A 16,624-nucleotide genomic window follows, 5' to 3' on the forward strand; every position below is an offset into this window, starting at 1 on the left:
CGGAGCGAGCACCGCCACCACCGGCACCGCCACCACCGGGACCGCCACGACCGGCACCCCCATGCTCAGCCCCGACGGTGACCACCTGCGCACCCGCACCGCGGCCCTGCACGACCTGCGCGAGCGGGTGCGGTGCGGCCCGAGCGAGCAGGCCACCGAGGCGCAGCACGCCAAGGGCAAGCTGACCGCCCACGAGCGGATCGACCTGCTGCTCGACGAGGGCTCCTTCCACGAGGTCGAGGGCTTTCGCCGGCACCGGGCCACCGGCTTCGGCCTGGAGGCGAAGAAGCCGCACAGCGACGGGGTCATCACCGGCTGGGGCCTGGTGCGCGGGCGCACGGTCTTCGTCTACGCGCACGACTTCCGGATCTTCGGCGGCGCGCTGGGCGAGGCCCACGCGCAGAAGATCCACAAGATCATGGACATGGCCATCGCGGCCGGTGCCCCGCTGGTCTCGCTCAACGACGGCGCCGGTGCCCGGATCCAGGAGGGCGTCACGGCCCTGGCCGGCTACGGCGGCATCTTCCAGCGCAACGTGCGGGCCTCCGGCGTGATCCCGCAGATCTCGGTGATGCTCGGTCCGTGCGCGGGCGGCGCGGCCTACTCGCCCGCGCTGACCGACTTCGTCTTCATGGTCCGCGAGACCTCGCAGATGTTCATCACCGGCCCGGACGTGGTGCAGGCGGTGACGGGCGAGCGGATCAGCCAGAACGGCCTGGGCGGCGCCGACGTGCACGGCAGCGTCTCCGGGGTGGCGCACTTCGTCTACGACGACGAGCGCAGCTGCCTGGAGGAGGTCCGCTACCTGCTCTCGCTGCTGCCGCAGAACAACCGCGAGACCCCGCCCGCGGTGCCCTGCGACGACCCGGTGGAGCGCCGCACCGAGGTGCTGCTCGACCTGGTCCCCGCCTCCGGCTGCCACCCGTACGACATGCGCCGGGTGATCGAGGAGATCGTCGACCACGGCGAGTTCCTGGAGGTGCACGAGAGTTGGGCCACCAGCGTGCTGGTCGCGCTCGCCCGGATCGAGGGCCGGGTGGTGGGGATCGTCGCCAACCAGCCGCAGACCCTGGCCGGCGTGCTGGACATCCACTCCTCGGAGAAGGCGGCCCGCTTCGTGCAGATGTGCGACGCCTTCAGCATCCCGCTGGTCACCCTGGTCGACGTCCCCGGGTTCCTGCCGGGCCGGGACCAGGAGCACGGCGGCATCATCCGGCACGGCGCCAAGCTGCTCTACGCCTACTGCAACGCCACCGTGCCCAGGATCCAGCTGATCCTGCGCAAGGCCTACGGCGGCGCCTACATCGTGATGGACTCGCGCAGCGTGGGGGCCGACCTCTCCTACGCCTGGCCCACCAACGAGATCGCCGTGATGGGCGCCGAGGGCGCGGCCAACGTGGTCTTCCGCCGGGAGATCGCCGCCGCCGACGACCCCGACGCGGCCCGCGAACGCCGGGTGAAGGAGTACCGCGAGGAGCTGATGCACCCCTACTACGCGGCCGAGCGCGGCCTGGTGGACGACGTCATCGACCCCGCCGAGACCCGCTCGGTCCTCGCCCACGCCCTTGCCGTGCTGCGCGGCAAGCACACCGACCTGCCCGCCAGGAAGCACGCCAACCCCCCGATGTGAGGCCCCAGATGCTGACGATCCAGGTACTCCACGGCAACCCGACCCCCGACGAGCTCGCGGCCGCGACCGCCGTGCTGCTGGCCCGGCTGGCCGCCCGCGCGCCGGGCCGCCCGGCCCCGGCCCCGCTGCCGCTGACCCGCCGCCGCACCTCCTGGCGGATGGCCACCGCCTACCGCCCCCCGGCCGCCTGGGCCTCGGTGGGGTGAACGGCGCCCTCCGGTCGTCCCGGACGAGCCACGGCGCCGGCGCGTAGCGAAATTGACGATCAGTCAGTCCGGACTCGCGACCATCACAGCTGCGTCACGATGGCAGCACGCCCCCGGTGCGCCGCCCAGGCAGCTGGCAGGCTTCGGTGCGTCGACGAACCGGATGATCGGAGGGCGCATGCGCACGGCGGACGACGGACGGGGCTCACGCCGCAATGTCTGGGCAGGCCTGCTCCTGCTGGCCCTCGTCGCCGCGGCCGTGCTCGGCGTGACGCTCTCCGGCGGGGCGAAGAAGGCCGCCGCGCCCGCGCCGGTGTCCCGTTCGCAGGGGGAGCAACTGCGGGAGCGGGACATCGCCGCCAAGCTGGCCGGCATCGGCAGCGACGCCGACTACGACCGCGCGTTCGTGACGCTGGCGGCGCGGTGCCAGGAGCAGGACGCGGCCCTGGCGGCCGAGGTCGACACGGTGCTGACGCTGCTCCGCAACAACGCGGTCGACGACGAGAACCGGCTGACCGTCATGCGGGACATGGCCGACCCGCTGCCGATCGGCCAGAAGCAGAGCTGCGCCCAGGTCGCCGACGGCTATGTGACGGTCCACGAGGAGAGCCACTGACACTGACACCGACGCCCACGCCCACGCCGTCAGCGGCGCAGGGCCTCCAGCGGTTCCGTCCTGGCCGCCCGTAGCGCAGGGTAGAGGCCGGCGAGCAGGCCGACCAGGGCCCCGACGAGGGGCGCGGGCAGGACGGTGGCGGGTTCGATGATCGCGCTCCAGTGCTCGGCGAGGGAGATGGCGACCACGGTCAGCACGCCGAGGGCCGTACCGATCAGGCCGCCCAGGGCGCCCAGGCAGGTCGACTCGGCGAGGAACTGGGCGCCGATGTGCCGGGGGCGGGCCCCCAGGGCGCGGCGCAGGCCGATCTCCGCGCTCCGTTCGAGGACCGCGACCAGGGTGGTGTTGGCGATGCCCAGCGCGCCGACCGCCAGGCAGATGCCGGCCAGCAACAGGAAGAGCCCGGACAGGTCGGTGCTGACCTGGTCCCGCAGCGTGTGGGGGTCGGGCGGCGGCACGGCTTGGAGCAGCCCCGGGTTGTCGGGGCGCAGCGCGAGCGGTGCCTGGCGGGCGATGTTCTGTGCGGCGCCCAGGCGTACGTGGATCACGGCCTGGGCGGGCTGGTCGGTGGGCGGGCCGTAGGCGTCGAGTGCGGTGCCGCCCGGGATGATCATCCCCAGCAGTGCCTCGGGCAGGCGCTGGGTGTCGGAGATGATGCCGAGGACCGTGTAGGCGACGCCGTTGACGAAGACGGCGGGCTGGTTGTCGACCCGGGAGATGCCCAGGGCGCGGGCGGCGCCGGCGCCCAGGACGCAGACCCGCTCGCCGCGGTCCTGGTGGAAGGTGTTGAACAGCACGCCGGCGCCGAGCCGGGTCTGCATGGCCGCCAGGGCGCCGGGGGTGGCGGCGTACAGGCCGATGGACGCCTGCTGACCGCTCTGCGCGGTCCCGGGGCCCTGGGGCGGCCTGGCGCTGATGACCGGGTCTCGCAGCGGGACCGCCCACCACAGACCGCCGTCGACGACGCCGCTGAGCGCGGCCAGCCGGGTGTCCGTGTCCGCCGGGAAGCTCATCGCGGGGGGTGTGCCGCCGGGGCCCGAGCCTGAGCCCGAGCTGGTGGCGGTGTCGTCGACGGTCACGGTGCTCGCCTTCAGCACGCTGAACGACTTGCCGATCTGTCCGGTCGTGGTGGAGGTCAGGGCGAGGACGGCGACGAAGACGCCGATCCCGAGCACCGTGCCGAGCATCGTGAGGATGGACCGGGCGGGCCGCTGGACCAGGCCGGTGACCGCTTCCGCCGTGAGGTCCCGGGGCCCGAGGCGGGTGGGCGCGACCCGCTGGTCGGCCGCCCGGACACCTCTGGTGCGCCACTTCATCGCGCCGGCCCCCCGTCGGGACCCGCGGTGCTCCCAACAGCGGCTCCCAGGTGTACGACACCGCGAGCGACCTGTCCACCCAACCGCCGGGGGCGTTCGGACCCATGGCGATCACCGGTACCTGGAAGCTGAACCAGCCGGTCAACGCCTGGACCCGGGTCTTCGTCCACCTGCCCGACAGCGGATCGCAGACCCAGCAGGCGATCTACACCGTGCACCCCGGCGACGGCACGACCGAGAACCGGACCCTCAACGTCTACGCCACCAGCAACCGCTGGGTCAGCCTCGGAGTCTTCGACTTCACCGCCGGGAACAGCTTCCAAGGCCTGGAACTGAGCAACTTCACCCAGGACGGCATCGGGGTCGGCGGCGAGGACATCGCCTGGGATGCCGCGGCGTTCCAGCCACTGCCCGCCAAGCCGACGGACTTCGTCGTCCAGATGGGCGACTCCTACTCCTCCGGCGAGGGCGCCCAGCCGTACCTCCAGGGCACGGACGTGGGCCCCTACGCCGACCTGGGCAGCCAGAGCTCGCCCGGCCGGAGTTGGAATGCCTGCCGTCGCAGCCAGAACTCCTGGATCCGGCAGACCACGCTCCCGGGCCGCTCCACCGAGATCGGTCAGTTGGCCGACACCGACGACGCCACCATCGACTACCACTCAACCGCCTGTTCGGGTGCCTACCTGGCGAGCATCGACAGCACCGGGGCGACGGACACCACCAACACGCGGATCTGGGGGCACATCGGCCAGCACCACGAGGTACCGCAGTTGACCGCCGGGTTCCTGGACGCCAACACCACGCTGGTCGTCCTCACAGCCGGTGGAAACGACGCGGGCTTCAGCAGTACGGTCCAGAACTGCGCCTTGTTGGATTGCCCATCCGACGCTTCGGTCAAATCAAATATCGACAGCATAGAAGGATCCCTTGAGACTCTGCTGACCCACATACACGCGAAGGCCAAGAACGCCAAGGTCGTGCTCCTGGGCTATCCCGAGCTGTTCGACATGACGGACTACAAGGTCGGATGCAGTGTGATGACCCCGCCGCTGGCCAACGAACTCAACGGCTGGGCCGACTACATGGTGAGCGATGAGCAGCAGGCGGTCGGACAGGTGCCGTCCGCGGGCTCCTGGCTCAACTTCTACGACGTGAGCAGGGAGTTCGGCACCTTCGGGGTTTGCGGACTGAACGGCGGGGGCATCAACGATCTCGTCAGCGCCCCGTCCACCACGGGCGGTGGGGACTTCTCCTGCCCTGGAAGCGTGAAGCCCTGCCCCAGCATGGAGAGCTACCACCCGAACAACCGCGGGGTGCAGCGCTACGCGGTCGCCCTGGAGAACGCCTTGCAGGTCGACAACTACTGACCGCTGTCCCCCGTCCATTCTATCCGAGGCCGACGCCCAGGGGGCGCCGGCCTCGGCCCTGGAGAGGGTTCATGAAGGTGCTTCGCGTCGGCTGCGCGGCTGTGATCGTCATCGCTGTCCTCGTGGCCGCGTTCTTCGGCTACAGCATTTACCACAGCAGGCAGATCGTGGCGCAGAGCCGGCGGAAGGCTCACGCGGATGCCGAGCTCGTAGCCCAGCGCTTCGCGACCGAGCTCGTTCCGGCCTTCGAGGCCGGTCCGCAGAGCGCCGACTCGCTCACGCAACAGACAGGGCTCTCAGGCTTCGTCGAGATGGACAAACAGGGTACGTCGCTAGTGGTGTACTTCGGGTCCTCGCGGGAGTACGCCGACGGCTGGATGGGAACGTTGGAGACGGTCTGCTACAAGGACACGCTGTCGCGCCGGAACGGGGAGATAGGCGCCCACCTGGAGAGCTCGAACTGCATCACGAGGCCCAAGCTCACCGTACCGAGCGACCAGATGTTCTCGGTCGGCTGACCGGCGCTCACCGCGGCCCGGCGCGTCTCGTGGGCCGAGTGCTGAAGACGTCACCGGCGAAAGCCGCCGGGCTCCGGCGGACGGCCACCGCCTGTCCGCCCCCTGATCGCGCGGGCCCGAGCGGGGTGAACGGCGCCCGCCGCCGCGTACTTCTCGGGCTGCCGGGGCCCAGTCGGGTGAGCGGCGGCCGTCTCGGCGCCGCGGCCCGGCTCACGCGACGCGAAGGCCAGGAACGCGAAGTCTGGACCTCTGGGCCGTTCTCAGCTCTCCGAGAGGGCGGACTGCAAGGTCGGATGCGACAGGTAGTCGGCCGGCTGTGCTCGCCCAGCCCATGGCTCGGCTTCTACGGCATGCACGGAGCCGGCATCCCGGATCAGAGGGACAGTCCGGTCGGTTGTTCGGATGGATCAGGTTGTCCTGCAACTGATTTGACGATCAATCAGTTCAACATCGCCACGATCACGGCTGCGTCACGATGGCAGTGGGTTTGCCGCGCAAGGGCCCGGCGGCTGGCAGGCTTCGGTGCGCTGATGGACCGGACGATCGGAGGGTGCATGCGCGCGGAAGAGGACGGACGGGGTTCGCGCCGTAACGTCTGGGCGGCCCTCATCCTGCTGGTCCTCGTCGTGGCGGGCGGGTTGGGCGTGACGTTGTCCGGTGGGGCGAAGAGGGCGGACGCGCCCGTCCCGGTGCCCCGGTCGCAGGGCGAGCTGCTCCGGGAGCGGGACACCGCCGCGAAGCTGGCCGGCATCGGCAGCGAGGCCGACTACGACCACGCGTTCGTGACGCTGGCGGCGCGCTGTCAGGAGCAGGACGCGGAGTTGGCGTCCGAGGTCGACACGGTGCTGTGGCTGCTGCAGCACAACGGGGTCGACGGCGAGAACCGGTTGACCGTCATGCGGACCATGGCCGACCCCCTGCCGATCGGCCAGAAGCAGACCTGCTCCCAGGTCGCCGACGGCTACGTGACGGTCCAGGAGGAGAGCCACCGGGCCGCGGCCGACGCTGCCTCCCGCTGATCACCGCCCAGGAGGCCGCCGCCCGCGGCCGTGACGTCATCGGCCCTGCGGCGGCTCCTGGTGGGTCGCGACGGCTCCGATGGGCGGACGCGCACCAGTGTTGAGCGGGGGCGGCGACGCGCGGAGGTCCCGGCGGAGTGGCTCCGCCGGGACGCCCGCCCGCGCCCGACCTCCGGTCAGGGCCGGCCGGTCAGGGAACGCGGGGCCGAGGTGGTCACCACTGCGGCGCGTCCAGCACCTCGATCACCGCGACCGTCCACATGAACCCGAGCCCGACGCCCACCGCGACGACCAGGTCGCCGGCCTTCGGCTTGCCGGTCTCGAAGAGGTGGTTGAGGCCGATCAGGTGGTCGCCGCCGCCCATGTGGCCCAGGTGCTTGCCCCACTCGTAGGTGGTCTGCGAGAGGTCCAGGCCCAGCGGCTGGTAGAAGCCCCACTCGGCGATGGTCTGGGCCACGTTGGCGTGGATGAACCACTGGGTGTCGGGCAGCTTGGTGTCGGCGTCCTCCAGGGCCTTGCCGAGCACGGCGGCGAACTTGTCGCCGATCCGGCCCACCCAACAACGCCGGCACGAAGCAGTACGCCCTGGCGTTGCAGAACGCGCTGGTCCAGGCCAAGTACTGATGACCGGCTGAGTGTTCGCACCGGCCGGGGATCCCGCTCCCGGGATCCCCGGCCACCGGGGAGGGAAGCGATGAAGCGTCTCAAGCTCGTGGTGGCCCTGGTCGCCGTCGCGGTGGTCGGCACGCCCGTGCTGGTCTACGGGATCTGGGCGCACGACACCGGGGCGGTCTCCGAGCGGAACAGGAAGGCGGCGCAGACCTCGCTGACAGCGGCCGCGCGGGGATTCCTCACCGCGCTCCCCGGCGCCTTCGACTCCGGCCCGCAGGACGAGGCGACGCTGCGGAAGCTGTTCGGTGGAGCCACCCTGGCCTATGTCAGCGGCGAGTCCACCGCGGGATCCGTGGTGGTGTCCTTCCAGGCCGAACAGTCCTATGCCGACCCGCCCGCGCCGTATCCCGACCTGATCACGGTCTGCTACCAGGACGTCATCACGCGGACGGCCGGCACGGCGCACGGGGAGGCGAGCGAGGTCCCCTGCGCGGAGTTGGGCCATCAGCCGCCCGGCTGGCAACTCGTGCTGCCCTGACGTCTGTTGGGCCCTGTCGGGCGCCCTGCCCGAGGCGCGGTGATCAGCTGTTCGGGGTCGGCCGATACCGGATGCCGAGCGACGGGACTCAGTGGGCGGGAACCGGCTCGGACGACGGCTGCCACTCCCGCCTGATCAGCCCGTAGACCCACGAGTCGGAGACCTCGCCGTTGACGACGCAGTCTTCCCGCAACGTCCCTTCACGCACGAAGCCGAGCTTCTCCAGCACGCGGGCCGAAGCCACGTTGCGCGTATCGGCCTCGGCCTGGACGCGATTGAGGTCCAGCGCGTCGAACGCCCACCGCAGCAGAGCGCGCGCGGTCTCGGTCGCGTAGCCGTGGCCCCACGCCGCATCGTCGAAGCAGTAGCCGAGCGACGCGCTGCGGTAGTCCGGATTCCACCTGCTCAGGCTGCACCAGCCGATGAACGCCCCGTCGGAGACACGATCCACGGCCAGCCGCGCCCCGGTGCCCTCCTGTGCCATCTGCCGGCAGGCCGTGATGAACCTCTCGGCGCGCACGCGTTCGCTCCACGGTGGCGTGTCCCAGTAGCGCAGCACATGGGCGCTGCTGTGCAGTGCGAAGAGGTCGTTCGCATCCGCGTCCTCGAAGGCACGCAGTCGAAGGCGAGCGGTGCGCAACGCGGGGGTGGGCAGCGGCGTCGTCATGTTCCCTACCTTGATCGGTGTCCGATCAATCAGACCTCCGGTGCGGGTCACTCGCAACGGGTTTCTCGGCGGGCCGGCAACTCGTCCTGTCCCGAGCACCGTTGAGCCCTGGCGGCCGCCTACCGCCGGCCGTCCCCGGCCGCCCGGGTCTCGGTGGGGAGAACGGCGCCCGCCTCGGTGCCGACGCCCGGCTCCTTGACGGCCGCCATGACGTGCGCGAGCCGCTCGCTGGTGACCCGCAGGGTCCGGGCGGCGACCGGCAGCCGCTGCGCCTGGTAGCCATCGAGCAGTTCCTCGCCCGCTTCCCCGCCCGCCTCCTGCTCGCCCGCCTCCTGCTCGCCCGCTTCCTGCTCGCCCAGCGCGCGGGCGAGGAGCTGCCCCAGCACGTGGGCGTCCTCGATGCCGGTGTTCATCCCGAGGCCGCCCGCGACCGGGTGCACATGGGCCGCGTCCCCGGCCAGGAAGGCCCGGCCGACCCGCATCCGGTCGACCATCCGGACGTTGACCCGCCAGGTCGACAGCCAACTCGCGTTGCGCAGCCGCACCCCGGGCACCCCGGCGAAGCGGTCGAAGAGCCGCTGAAAGCCCTCCAGCGAGGGCGGCAGTTGGGCGCCGTGCTCGTCCACCTCCGGCGGGGCCTGGAGCTGGAACGCGCTGGTGCCCGGGATCGGCCAGAGCAGCAGCCCGCCGTCGGGGGTGAACCACTGGTGCCACACCTCCCGGCTCAGGCCCTCGGCCTCGACGTCGCCGCAGACCATCACGTCGGTGCGGTCGCCCGTCCCCTCGAAGGCCAGGCCGAGCCGCTCGCGCACCGTGCTGCGGCCGCCGTCGCAGCCGGCCAGGTACCGGGCGCGGATCAGGCGGCCGTCGCCGAGAGTGGCGCTGACACCGTCGGCGTCCTGGTCCAAGTCGACCACCTCGCTGCCGAGTTCGACCGTGACGCCGTACGCCGCGAGCCGCTCGCGCAGCAGTTCCTCGGCGCGCCACTGGCCGAGGAAGACGCCCGGCATCGGGGCGGGGGAGTCGTTGATGTGCTCGCCGTCGAAGTACTTCCGGTAGATCTGGTGGGAGGTCCCCTCGGCACGGACGGCGCCGGCGAGGCCGAAGGCCTCGAAGATCTCCAGGCTGCGCTCGGTGAGCGTCTTGCCCCGGGACTCGCGGTGGTGGGCGGTGCGCCGGTCGACCACGCGCACGGTGACGCCGTCGCGGGCCAGTTCGCAGGCGAGGGTGAGGCCGGTGGGGCCGGCGCCGACGATCAGGACGTCGGTCATGGGGATGCTCCTCGGTTCGGTTCGGTTCGGTTTCGGGTTCGGTCTCGGGGGCTGGTCGCGGTGCGGCCCACTCAACCTGGCCCGCCTAGAAAATGCAACCAGGTAACAAAACTTCCCCGGTAACGCTTCCGTGCTAGCCTCGACGCCATGGAGACCCCGACCGGACCGCCGGCGACCCCGACCGGCCTGCGCGAGCAGAAGAAGCAGCGCGCCCGCCGCCACCTCGCCGCCACGGCGCTGCGCCTGTTCCTGGCACACGGCTTCGACGCGGTCTCGGTCGCCGATGTCGCCGCCGCCGCGGAGGTCTCCAAGCCCACCCTGTTCCGCTACTTCCCGACCAAGGAGGACCTGGTCCTCGACCGCTTCGCCGACCACCAGGGCGAGGCCGCCCGCGTCGTCCTGGCCCGCGACGGCGGCCGCACGCCGCTCCGGGCCCTGCACGACCACTTCCAGGCCGGGCTGCGGGAGCGCGATCCGATCACCGGCCTCAACGACGAGCCGGAGGTCGTCGCCTTCCAGCACCTGCTCTACGGCACGCCCGGCCTGCAGACCCGCCTCACCCACTACACGGCGGGTGAGGTCGAGCTGCTGACGGACGCGGTGGCCGACGCCTACGGGGACGGACGGCTCGGCGCCCGGCTGGCGGCGCTCCATCTGGTGACGGTGCGCCAGGAGTTGGGGCGCGAGAACTGGCGCAGGATCGCGGCGGGCGCCGGCGCGGCGGCGGCCTACGAGGAGGCGGCGGCCGACGCGGAGCGGGCGTTCGGGGTGCTGGAGCGCGGGCTCGGCGCCCGGTGAACACGCCGGCCCCGGCTCCGCGCGGGACCTCGCGACGTCAGTTCGCCGCCACCGCACGGCCGTTCCCCTAGCGCCGCGTCAGGCAACCTTCGCCCCGTCGCGATGCCCGGCACGCATTCTCGCCGCTCCTTGACGGGCAAGAGCTGCCTGACGCGGCACTAGTCTCTTCCTCAGCCGCTCGCCGCGATCGACTCGTCCGGACGGACACGGGTGACGGCCGAAGGGGGATGCGATGAGGCCGTTGGGCGCGACCGACGAGCGGGTGGTCGGGCAGTACCGGATGATCGCCGAGCTGGGCAGCGGGGGCATGGGCCGGGTGCTGCTCGGCAGCGGCCCGGACGGGCGGCTCGTGGCACTGAAGCAGGTGCGGACGCAGTTCGTGGAGGACGAGGGGTTCCGGGCGCGCTTCCGGCGGGAGGTGACCGCGTCGCGAAAGGTGTCGGGGGCCTACACGGCGGCGGTGATCGACGCGGACACGGAGGCGCCGACGCCGTGGTTGGCGTCCGTCTTCGTGCCGGGGCTGTCGTTGCGCGAGGTGGTCGAGAAGGCCGGGGCGCTGCCACCGGGGGAGGCCCTGCGACTGGCGGCGGGGCTGGTCGGCGCGCTGGGTGAGATCCACCGGGCCGGGCTGGTGCACCGCGATCTGACGCCCTCCAACGTGCTGCTGACGGACGACGGTTGCCGGGTGATCGACTTCGGCATCGCGCGGGCCACCGACGGTGAGGCCGGCACCGAACTGACGCGCTCGGGCTGGCTGGTCGGCGCTCCCGGGTACATGTCGCCGGAGCAGGCGGAGGGGCGGGCGGTGGGACCGGCCGGCGACGTGTTCTCGCTCGGCACGGTGCTCTTCATGGCCTGCACCGGCGCCGGCCCGTTCGCCGGACCCTCGACGCCGCAGGTGCTCTACAACGTGGTGCACACCGAGCCCGACCTGCGCAAGCTGACGGTGGAGCTGCGCCGGATCATCGAGCCCTGCCTGGCGAAGGACCCGGCCGCACGCCCGAAGCCGGCCGAACTCGGCGCGACCATAGGCCGGTTGACGCCATCGGCGCGACCCTGGCCGGCTGCCGTGCACCGGCTGATAGCGGAGCAGCGGGTGGCCGTGCACCAACTGGTCGAGACGGCCGGGACGGCCGAGGCGGTGACCCTGAGCGGACCGCTGCCGCCGCCCACCGATCCGACCCTGCTGGCGACCCGGGTGTTCCAGATCGCCGGGGAGAAGGCCGGCACGGCGTTCGGTGTGGTCCGCGCGCTCCTGCCGGTGTTCCTGGTGGCGGCGCGCACCCACCTCGCGGCTGCCGCGGCAAAGGCCCGTGCGATCGTTGCCGGCCTGCGCGGCAGACTGCCGGACCGCACCGCCGCCGGACCGGGCGTGCGCCGCGCGCTGACCGGGGTGCGGGACACGGTGGTGGCGGTGGCCGGTGTGGCCGCGGGCGTCTTCGTCGCCGCCGACGCCAACCGCGGCCGGGTGATCGACCTCCGGCACACCACGTACTTCCGGCGCACCGCCGGCTACCCGGTGCTCTCCGACGTGCTGGCGCACGCGACCTACGTCGGAGCCCTGACCGGCGCGGGGCTCGGCGCCCTGGCGGGCGGGCTGGTCTGTGCGATCGGCGGGGTGCGGACCCGGTTGCTGGGCCGGCTGGTGCCGCTGATGGCGGCCGTCGGCTTCCTGCTGGGCTGGTACGCCGAACACGGGCACCTGCGGATCGACGTGCTCAGCCTCGGCTTCAGCGGAGCGGTCGGCCTGCGCGTCGGCCTGGGGATCGGCCTCGCCCCGCTGCTCCTGCTGCTCCGGGCCAAGGAACGCGGGGCCGGCATCGTGCTGCCCGTGCTGCTGCTGACCTTCCTCACCGCGGTCGTCGGCTGCGCCTGCGGCTACTGGGGCCTGATCGGCATCGTGCTCGGCGGCTCGACCAAGATCGAGCCGGCCACCGTGCTCGGCGCGGCGGTCGGCGCCGGGGTGGCGTGGCGGAGCACCCAGCGGCTGCGTGGGAAGCCGGTGGCGCGGAAGCGCTGAGCGGGCGGGCAGGCAGACGGGCGGGCAGGCAGACGGGCGAGCAGACGGGCGGGCAGGCAGACGGGCGAGCAGACGGGCGGGCAGGCAGACGGGCACGCGGGCACGCGGACGTCCCGGTGGAGTGGCTCCACCGGGACGTCCGGGCGTGCTGACCGGCGATCAGGCCAGCTCGACCGGGGGTCGGCGAACCGGGCCGCTCACCCCGCTCACCACTGCGGCGCGTCCAGCACCTCGATCACCGCGACCGTCCACATGAACCCGAGCCCGACGCCCACCGCGACGACCAGGTCGCCGGCCTTCGGCTTGCCGGTCTCGAAGAGGTGGTTGAGGCCGATCAGGTGGTCGCCGCCGCCCATGTGGCCCAGGTGCTTGCCCCACTCGTAGGTGGTCTGCGAGAGGTCCAGGCCCAGCGGCTGGTAGAAGCCCCACTCGGCGATGGTCTGGGCCACGTTGGCGTGGATGAACCACTGGGTGTCGGGCAGCTTGGTGTCGGCGTCCTCCAGGGCCTTGCCGAGCACGGCGGCGAACTTGTCGCCGATCCGGCCCATGGCCTCCTCGTAGGCGCTCTCGTGGCGGGTCAGCCAGGAGCGCTTGCGCTCGTCGAGGTCGGCGGGGCGGCCGCTCTCGAAGGGGACGTCGGTCCAGTCGGTGCCGCGGTAGATGGGCTCCAGCGAGGACTCGGAGATGCTCGCGGTGGAGCGGACCTTGGCGAAGCCGCCGCGGGTGGAGAGCACGATCGCGCCGGCGCCGTCGCCGTAGACGGTCTGGTCGTCGCTGTTCCAGCGGTCCACGTAGGGGAGCTTGAAGGAGTCGCCGGCGGTCACCAGGGCGGCGGTGGTGTCGGGGCGGGAGACGATGTAGGAGGCGGCCAGCTCGACGCCGGCCAGGCCGCCGTTGGAGCCCTGGCGGAACTCGATCGCGGCGGCGTCGCCGCCGACCGTCTCGTTCTGGACGTAGTGGGCCGGCGTCCAGAAGTCCTGGCCCTGGTGGCCCATGCCGCTGTGCAGGACCAGGCCGAAGTCCTCGTTCGCGTGGCCGGAGCGGGCGATCGCCTGGCGGGCCGCCGCGGCGGCCATCACCGGGCCGGTCTCCTCGTGCGAGGCGACGCGTACCGCGTGGATGCCGTTCGCCTCGGCTCTGCCGGCGTCGTACTGGCCGGCGGCGACCGCCTGCTCGGCGGTCACCTCGTGCTCGGGCAGGTAGGCACCGAGGCCGGCGATGTACAGGTTTTCCCAACGCACTGATGTCTCCAGGGATGTGACGGGGGGTGGGGACCACACGGGATGCACGGAGCAGGCAAGCTGGTTCGGGCGGAGCAGGGGCAGCCGGAGGGGAGCGGCGAGCGGCCGCCGGGGAGGAGAGCGGGGAGCGGCGGCCGGGGAGGAGAGCGGGGAGCGGCGGGCGGACGAGGGGCGGGCCGCCCCGCCCCCGCCCCGCTCCTGCGCGCGGCAGGAGCGGGGCGCGGATGTGGGGGCGGGAGCGGCCCACCGCGCGGTGGGCCGCCGCCCGGCAGGCACCTGCGCAGCCGCGGTCCGTCAGAGCAGGACCGACTCGCGGGGCTCGTGCCGCGAGTCCGCCGCTGCCGCCGCGAGGTCGGCGGTGACCGCCGCCTCGCCGCGGCTGTGCGAGAGGTCGGGCAGCCAGGCCAGCCAGCTCGGCAGGTACCAGTTGCGGTCGCCCAGCAGCGTCATCACGGCGGGCAGCAGCACGCCGCGGATGATCGAGGCGTCCAGGAAGACCGCCACCCCGAGCCCGACGCCGATCTCCTTCATCGAGACCACCGAGAGGGTGCCGAAGATGGCGAAGACGCCCACCATGATCACGGCCGCGCTGGTGATCACACCGGCGGTGCTGCCGATGCCGTGCGCGATCGCGTCCCGGGTGGCCAGGCCCTTGTCGCGCCCCTCCTTGATCCGGGAGACCACGAAGACGTGGTAGTCCATGCTGAGGCCGAAGAGGATGACGAAGAGGAAGAGCGGCAGCCAGGCCTCGATCGCGCCCACCTTGTGCGAGCCGAGCAGCGAGGCGGCCACACCGTCCTGGAAGACCAGGGTCAGCACACCGTAGGCGGCGCCCACCGAGAGCAGGTTGAGCACCACGGCGGTGACGGCGATCACCAGCGAGCGGAACGACAGCAGCATCAGCACGAAGGCCAGCACCAGCACGAAGCCGAAGACCGGCACCACGCTGCCGCTGAGCTGGCTGTTGAAGTCGATCGAGGCCGCGGTGGAGCCGCCGACGGCCACCTCGGCGCCGGCCACGGTGCCCAGGGTGTGCGGGACGACGGTGTCGCGCAGCGTCTTCACCGCGTTGACGCTGGCGGTGTCGGTACCGGTGCCGGCCAGCGAGAGGTCGATCACCGCGACGCCCTGCTGCGGGTGCACCGCGACGCTCACGGGCTGGTGCACCTGGCCGGTGGCCAGCGCCTCGCGCTGGAAGTCGGCGATCGCCTTGGTGACCGCCGGGTCCGTCACGTCCTTCGCCTTGAGGACGACCTGGGCGGGGAGCGGATTGCCCGGGAAGGCCTGCTGGATGCGCTCGCCGGTGGCCACCACGGCGTTGCCGCTGGGCAGTTCCTGCGCCGAACTGAGCTGCGCGGTGTGCATGCTGAAGACCGGCGCGGCCAGCGCCAGCAGCACGCCGGCGGCGACCACGGTCGAGAGCAGCGGCTTGGCCAGCACCGCGCGGATGATGGCGGCCCAGATCCGGCTGCCACCGGCCGGGTTGTTGCGGCGCATCCGGGAGAGCAGCGGCACCCTGCCCTTCTCCACCCGGTCGCCGAGCATCGAGAGCAGCGCCGGCAGCACGGTCACCGAGCCGAGCACCGCGACGACCACGACCAGGATGGTGGCCAGGCCCATCGCCTGGAAGGTGGCGATCCCGGTGAGGAACATGCCGGCCATCGCGACCGCCACGGTCAGGCCGGAGACCAGCACCGAGTGGCCCGAGGTGGCCGCGGCGATCCGCAGCGCCGCCCCGGGCTCCCGGCCGGCCGCCCGCTCCTCGCGCTCGCGGCGGATGTAGAAGAGGCAGTAGTCGACCCCGACGGCGAGGCCGACCAGCAGCATCACCGAGCTGGCGTTGTCGTCGGTGGGCACCAGGTGGCTGCTGACCGCGACCAGGCCGAAGGCGCCGGTGAAGGCGGTGACGGCCAGCGCGACCGGCAGCACGGCGGCGAGCAGCGCGCCGAAGACCACCAGCAGGATGCCCAGGGCCAGCGGCACGGCCGTCCACTCGGCCTGCTTGAAGTCACCGGTGAAGATGTCGTTGAAGGCCTTCTTCGCCCCGGCCTCGCCGAACTCCTCGACCCGCAGGCCCGGCTGGGCCGCCTGCACCTTGGCGACGGCGTCCAGTACCGGCTGCACCCGGTCGGCGGCGGTGTCGGGGGCGCCGGTCATCGAGAAGGTGACCAGCGCCGAGTGCCGGTCGGCCGAGATCGCGCCGTCGTCGTAGGGGCTCTGCACGTCGCTCACCGCGCCGGTGCCCTGGACGGCGGCCGCGGCCTGCTCGACGGCGGCGCGGAAGCGCTGGTCGTCGGCGGTGAACTGGCTGCTCTGGATCAGCACGGTCTCGGCGGCCGGGGTGCGCAGCCCGGCGTCGGAGAGGATCTTGACGGCACGTCCGGACTCGCCGACGCCGTTGTCGACGTCCGTCGACTTGGCGGTGCCGACGGCCGTCCCGATCATGGTCGCGAGGACGACGGCGAGCAGCCACCCCCAGACGGCGAGCTTTCGATGGCGGGTGCTCCAGTCGCCGATCGCCACGGCGAGTCCTGGCCTGCTGTGCGGCCTGGTGCTCGGCCGTGCGGTCGGCCCGGTGTTCGGCCTAGTGGTCACGGGGGCCCTCCTGGAGGGACGAGTCGGGTGTGCCCGCCCGACCGGCAGTCCCGATGGGAACGCGAACGGGAACGTGCGCGGAGCGCGGCGTCCTCCAGGATGCGCGACCGGACTTGAGCCGGGGTCGAGAGGCTCACGCACAGTTGGGTGACCGTCACGCTGGTGTTCGGGGCCCACCGGCTCGACCGGCCTTCGAGAATCACCGGGGAT

The 16,624-nt window shown here is 72.4% G+C and carries 15 protein-coding genes; 9 read left to right on the forward strand and 6 right to left on the reverse strand.

The window, feature by feature from the left end; all coding sequences use genetic code 11:
• Positions 1-61 precede the first annotated feature (61 nt).
• From OG455_RS25875 to OG455_RS25885, 3 genes are all read left to right on the forward strand, one after another.
• Positions 62-1,630: an acyl-CoA carboxylase subunit beta gene (locus tag OG455_RS25875; protein ID WP_266300954.1), complete on the forward strand. Its 1,569-nt coding sequence runs from the start codon at positions 62-64 to the stop codon at positions 1,628-1,630.
• An 8-nt stretch (positions 1,631-1,638) separates the two neighbouring features.
• Positions 1,639-1,836 carry an acyl-CoA carboxylase epsilon subunit gene (locus OG455_RS25880; protein ID WP_266297603.1) on the forward strand — a complete coding sequence of 66 codons (198 nt, stop codon included), beginning with the start codon at positions 1,639-1,641 and terminating at the stop codon, positions 1,834-1,836.
• Between the two features lie 178 nt (positions 1,837-2,014).
• Positions 2,015-2,452, forward strand: a complete 438-nt coding sequence (locus OG455_RS25885; RefSeq protein ID WP_266297605.1) for a hypothetical protein — start codon at positions 2,015-2,017, stop codon at positions 2,450-2,452.
• Positions 2,453-2,481: 29 nt separating this feature from the next.
• Here OG455_RS25885 and OG455_RS25890 read toward each other — a convergent pair whose 3' ends face one another.
• On the reverse strand, positions 2,482-3,768 hold the full coding sequence (locus OG455_RS25890) for an ABC transporter permease (protein ID WP_266297607.1): 1,287 nt from the start codon (positions 3,766-3,768) through the stop codon (positions 2,482-2,484).
• A gap of 104 nt (positions 3,769-3,872) precedes the next feature.
• On the opposite strand from OG455_RS25890, the gene OG455_RS25895 reads away from it, so the two are divergent.
• From OG455_RS25895 to OG455_RS25905, 3 genes are all read left to right on the forward strand, one after another.
• Positions 3,873-5,135, forward strand: coding sequence for a hypothetical protein (locus tag OG455_RS25895; RefSeq protein WP_266297609.1), 1,263 nt, complete (start codon positions 3,873-3,875; stop codon positions 5,133-5,135).
• A gap of 71 nt (positions 5,136-5,206) precedes the next feature.
• The gene (locus OG455_RS25900; protein ID WP_266297611.1) at positions 5,207-5,653 is read left to right on the forward strand and encodes a hypothetical protein; all 447 of its coding nucleotides are present in this window, start codon (positions 5,207-5,209) and stop codon (positions 5,651-5,653) included.
• 554 nt (positions 5,654-6,207) lie between these two features.
• Entirely contained in the window at positions 6,208-6,672 is a 465-nt protein-coding gene (locus tag OG455_RS25905; protein ID WP_266297613.1) for a hypothetical protein, read from the forward strand.
• Between the two features lie 214 nt (positions 6,673-6,886).
• On the opposite strand, the gene OG455_RS25910 is transcribed toward OG455_RS25905, so the two are convergent.
• The gene (locus OG455_RS25910) at positions 6,887-7,228 is read right to left on the reverse strand and encodes a 3-oxoacyl-[acyl-carrier-protein] synthase III C-terminal domain-containing protein (protein WP_266297615.1); all 342 of its coding nucleotides are present in this window, start codon (positions 7,226-7,228) and stop codon (positions 6,887-6,889) included.
• A 138-nt stretch (positions 7,229-7,366) separates the two neighbouring features.
• Between OG455_RS25910 and OG455_RS25915 the strand changes: the two genes are divergently transcribed.
• On the forward strand, positions 7,367-7,822 hold the full coding sequence (locus OG455_RS25915; protein ID WP_266297617.1) for a hypothetical protein: 456 nt from the start codon (positions 7,367-7,369) through the stop codon (positions 7,820-7,822).
• 88 nt (positions 7,823-7,910) lie between these two features.
• On the opposite strand, the gene OG455_RS25920 is transcribed toward OG455_RS25915, so the two are convergent.
• Entirely contained in the window at positions 7,911-8,489 is a 579-nt protein-coding gene (locus OG455_RS25920; protein WP_266297619.1) for a GNAT family N-acetyltransferase, read from the reverse strand.
• A 119-nt stretch (positions 8,490-8,608) separates the two neighbouring features.
• On the reverse strand, positions 8,609-9,760 hold the full coding sequence (locus OG455_RS25925) for an FAD-dependent monooxygenase (protein ID WP_266297621.1): 1,152 nt from the start codon (positions 9,758-9,760) through the stop codon (positions 8,609-8,611).
• A 147-nt stretch (positions 9,761-9,907) separates the two neighbouring features.
• Between OG455_RS25925 and OG455_RS25930 the strand changes: the two genes are divergently transcribed.
• Together OG455_RS25930 and OG455_RS25935 are read left to right on the forward strand one after the other, a co-directional pair.
• Entirely contained in the window at positions 9,908-10,558 is a 651-nt protein-coding gene (locus OG455_RS25930) for a TetR/AcrR family transcriptional regulator (protein ID WP_266297623.1), read from the forward strand.
• A 232-nt stretch (positions 10,559-10,790) separates the two neighbouring features.
• Positions 10,791-12,578 (forward strand): serine/threonine-protein kinase, encoded by a 1,788-nt coding sequence (locus tag OG455_RS25935; protein ID WP_266297625.1) that lies wholly within the window; start codon positions 10,791-10,793, stop codon positions 12,576-12,578.
• A gap of 206 nt (positions 12,579-12,784) precedes the next feature.
• Here OG455_RS25935 and OG455_RS25940 read toward each other — a convergent pair whose 3' ends face one another.
• Together OG455_RS25940 and OG455_RS25945 are read right to left on the reverse strand one after the other, a co-directional pair.
• Positions 12,785-13,819 (reverse strand): ketoacyl-ACP synthase III family protein, encoded by a 1,035-nt coding sequence (locus OG455_RS25940; RefSeq protein WP_266297627.1) that lies wholly within the window; start codon positions 13,817-13,819, stop codon positions 12,785-12,787.
• 294 nt (positions 13,820-14,113) lie between these two features.
• A complete protein-coding gene (locus tag OG455_RS25945) occupies positions 14,114-16,414 on the reverse strand; it encodes an MMPL family transporter (RefSeq protein WP_266297629.1) in 2,301 nt (766 codons plus the stop codon).
• Positions 16,415-16,624 lie beyond the last annotated feature (210 nt).

Source organism: Kitasatospora sp. NBC_01287, assembly GCF_026340565.1.
Classification (GTDB): Bacteria; Actinomycetota; Actinomycetes; order Streptomycetales; family Streptomycetaceae; genus Kitasatospora.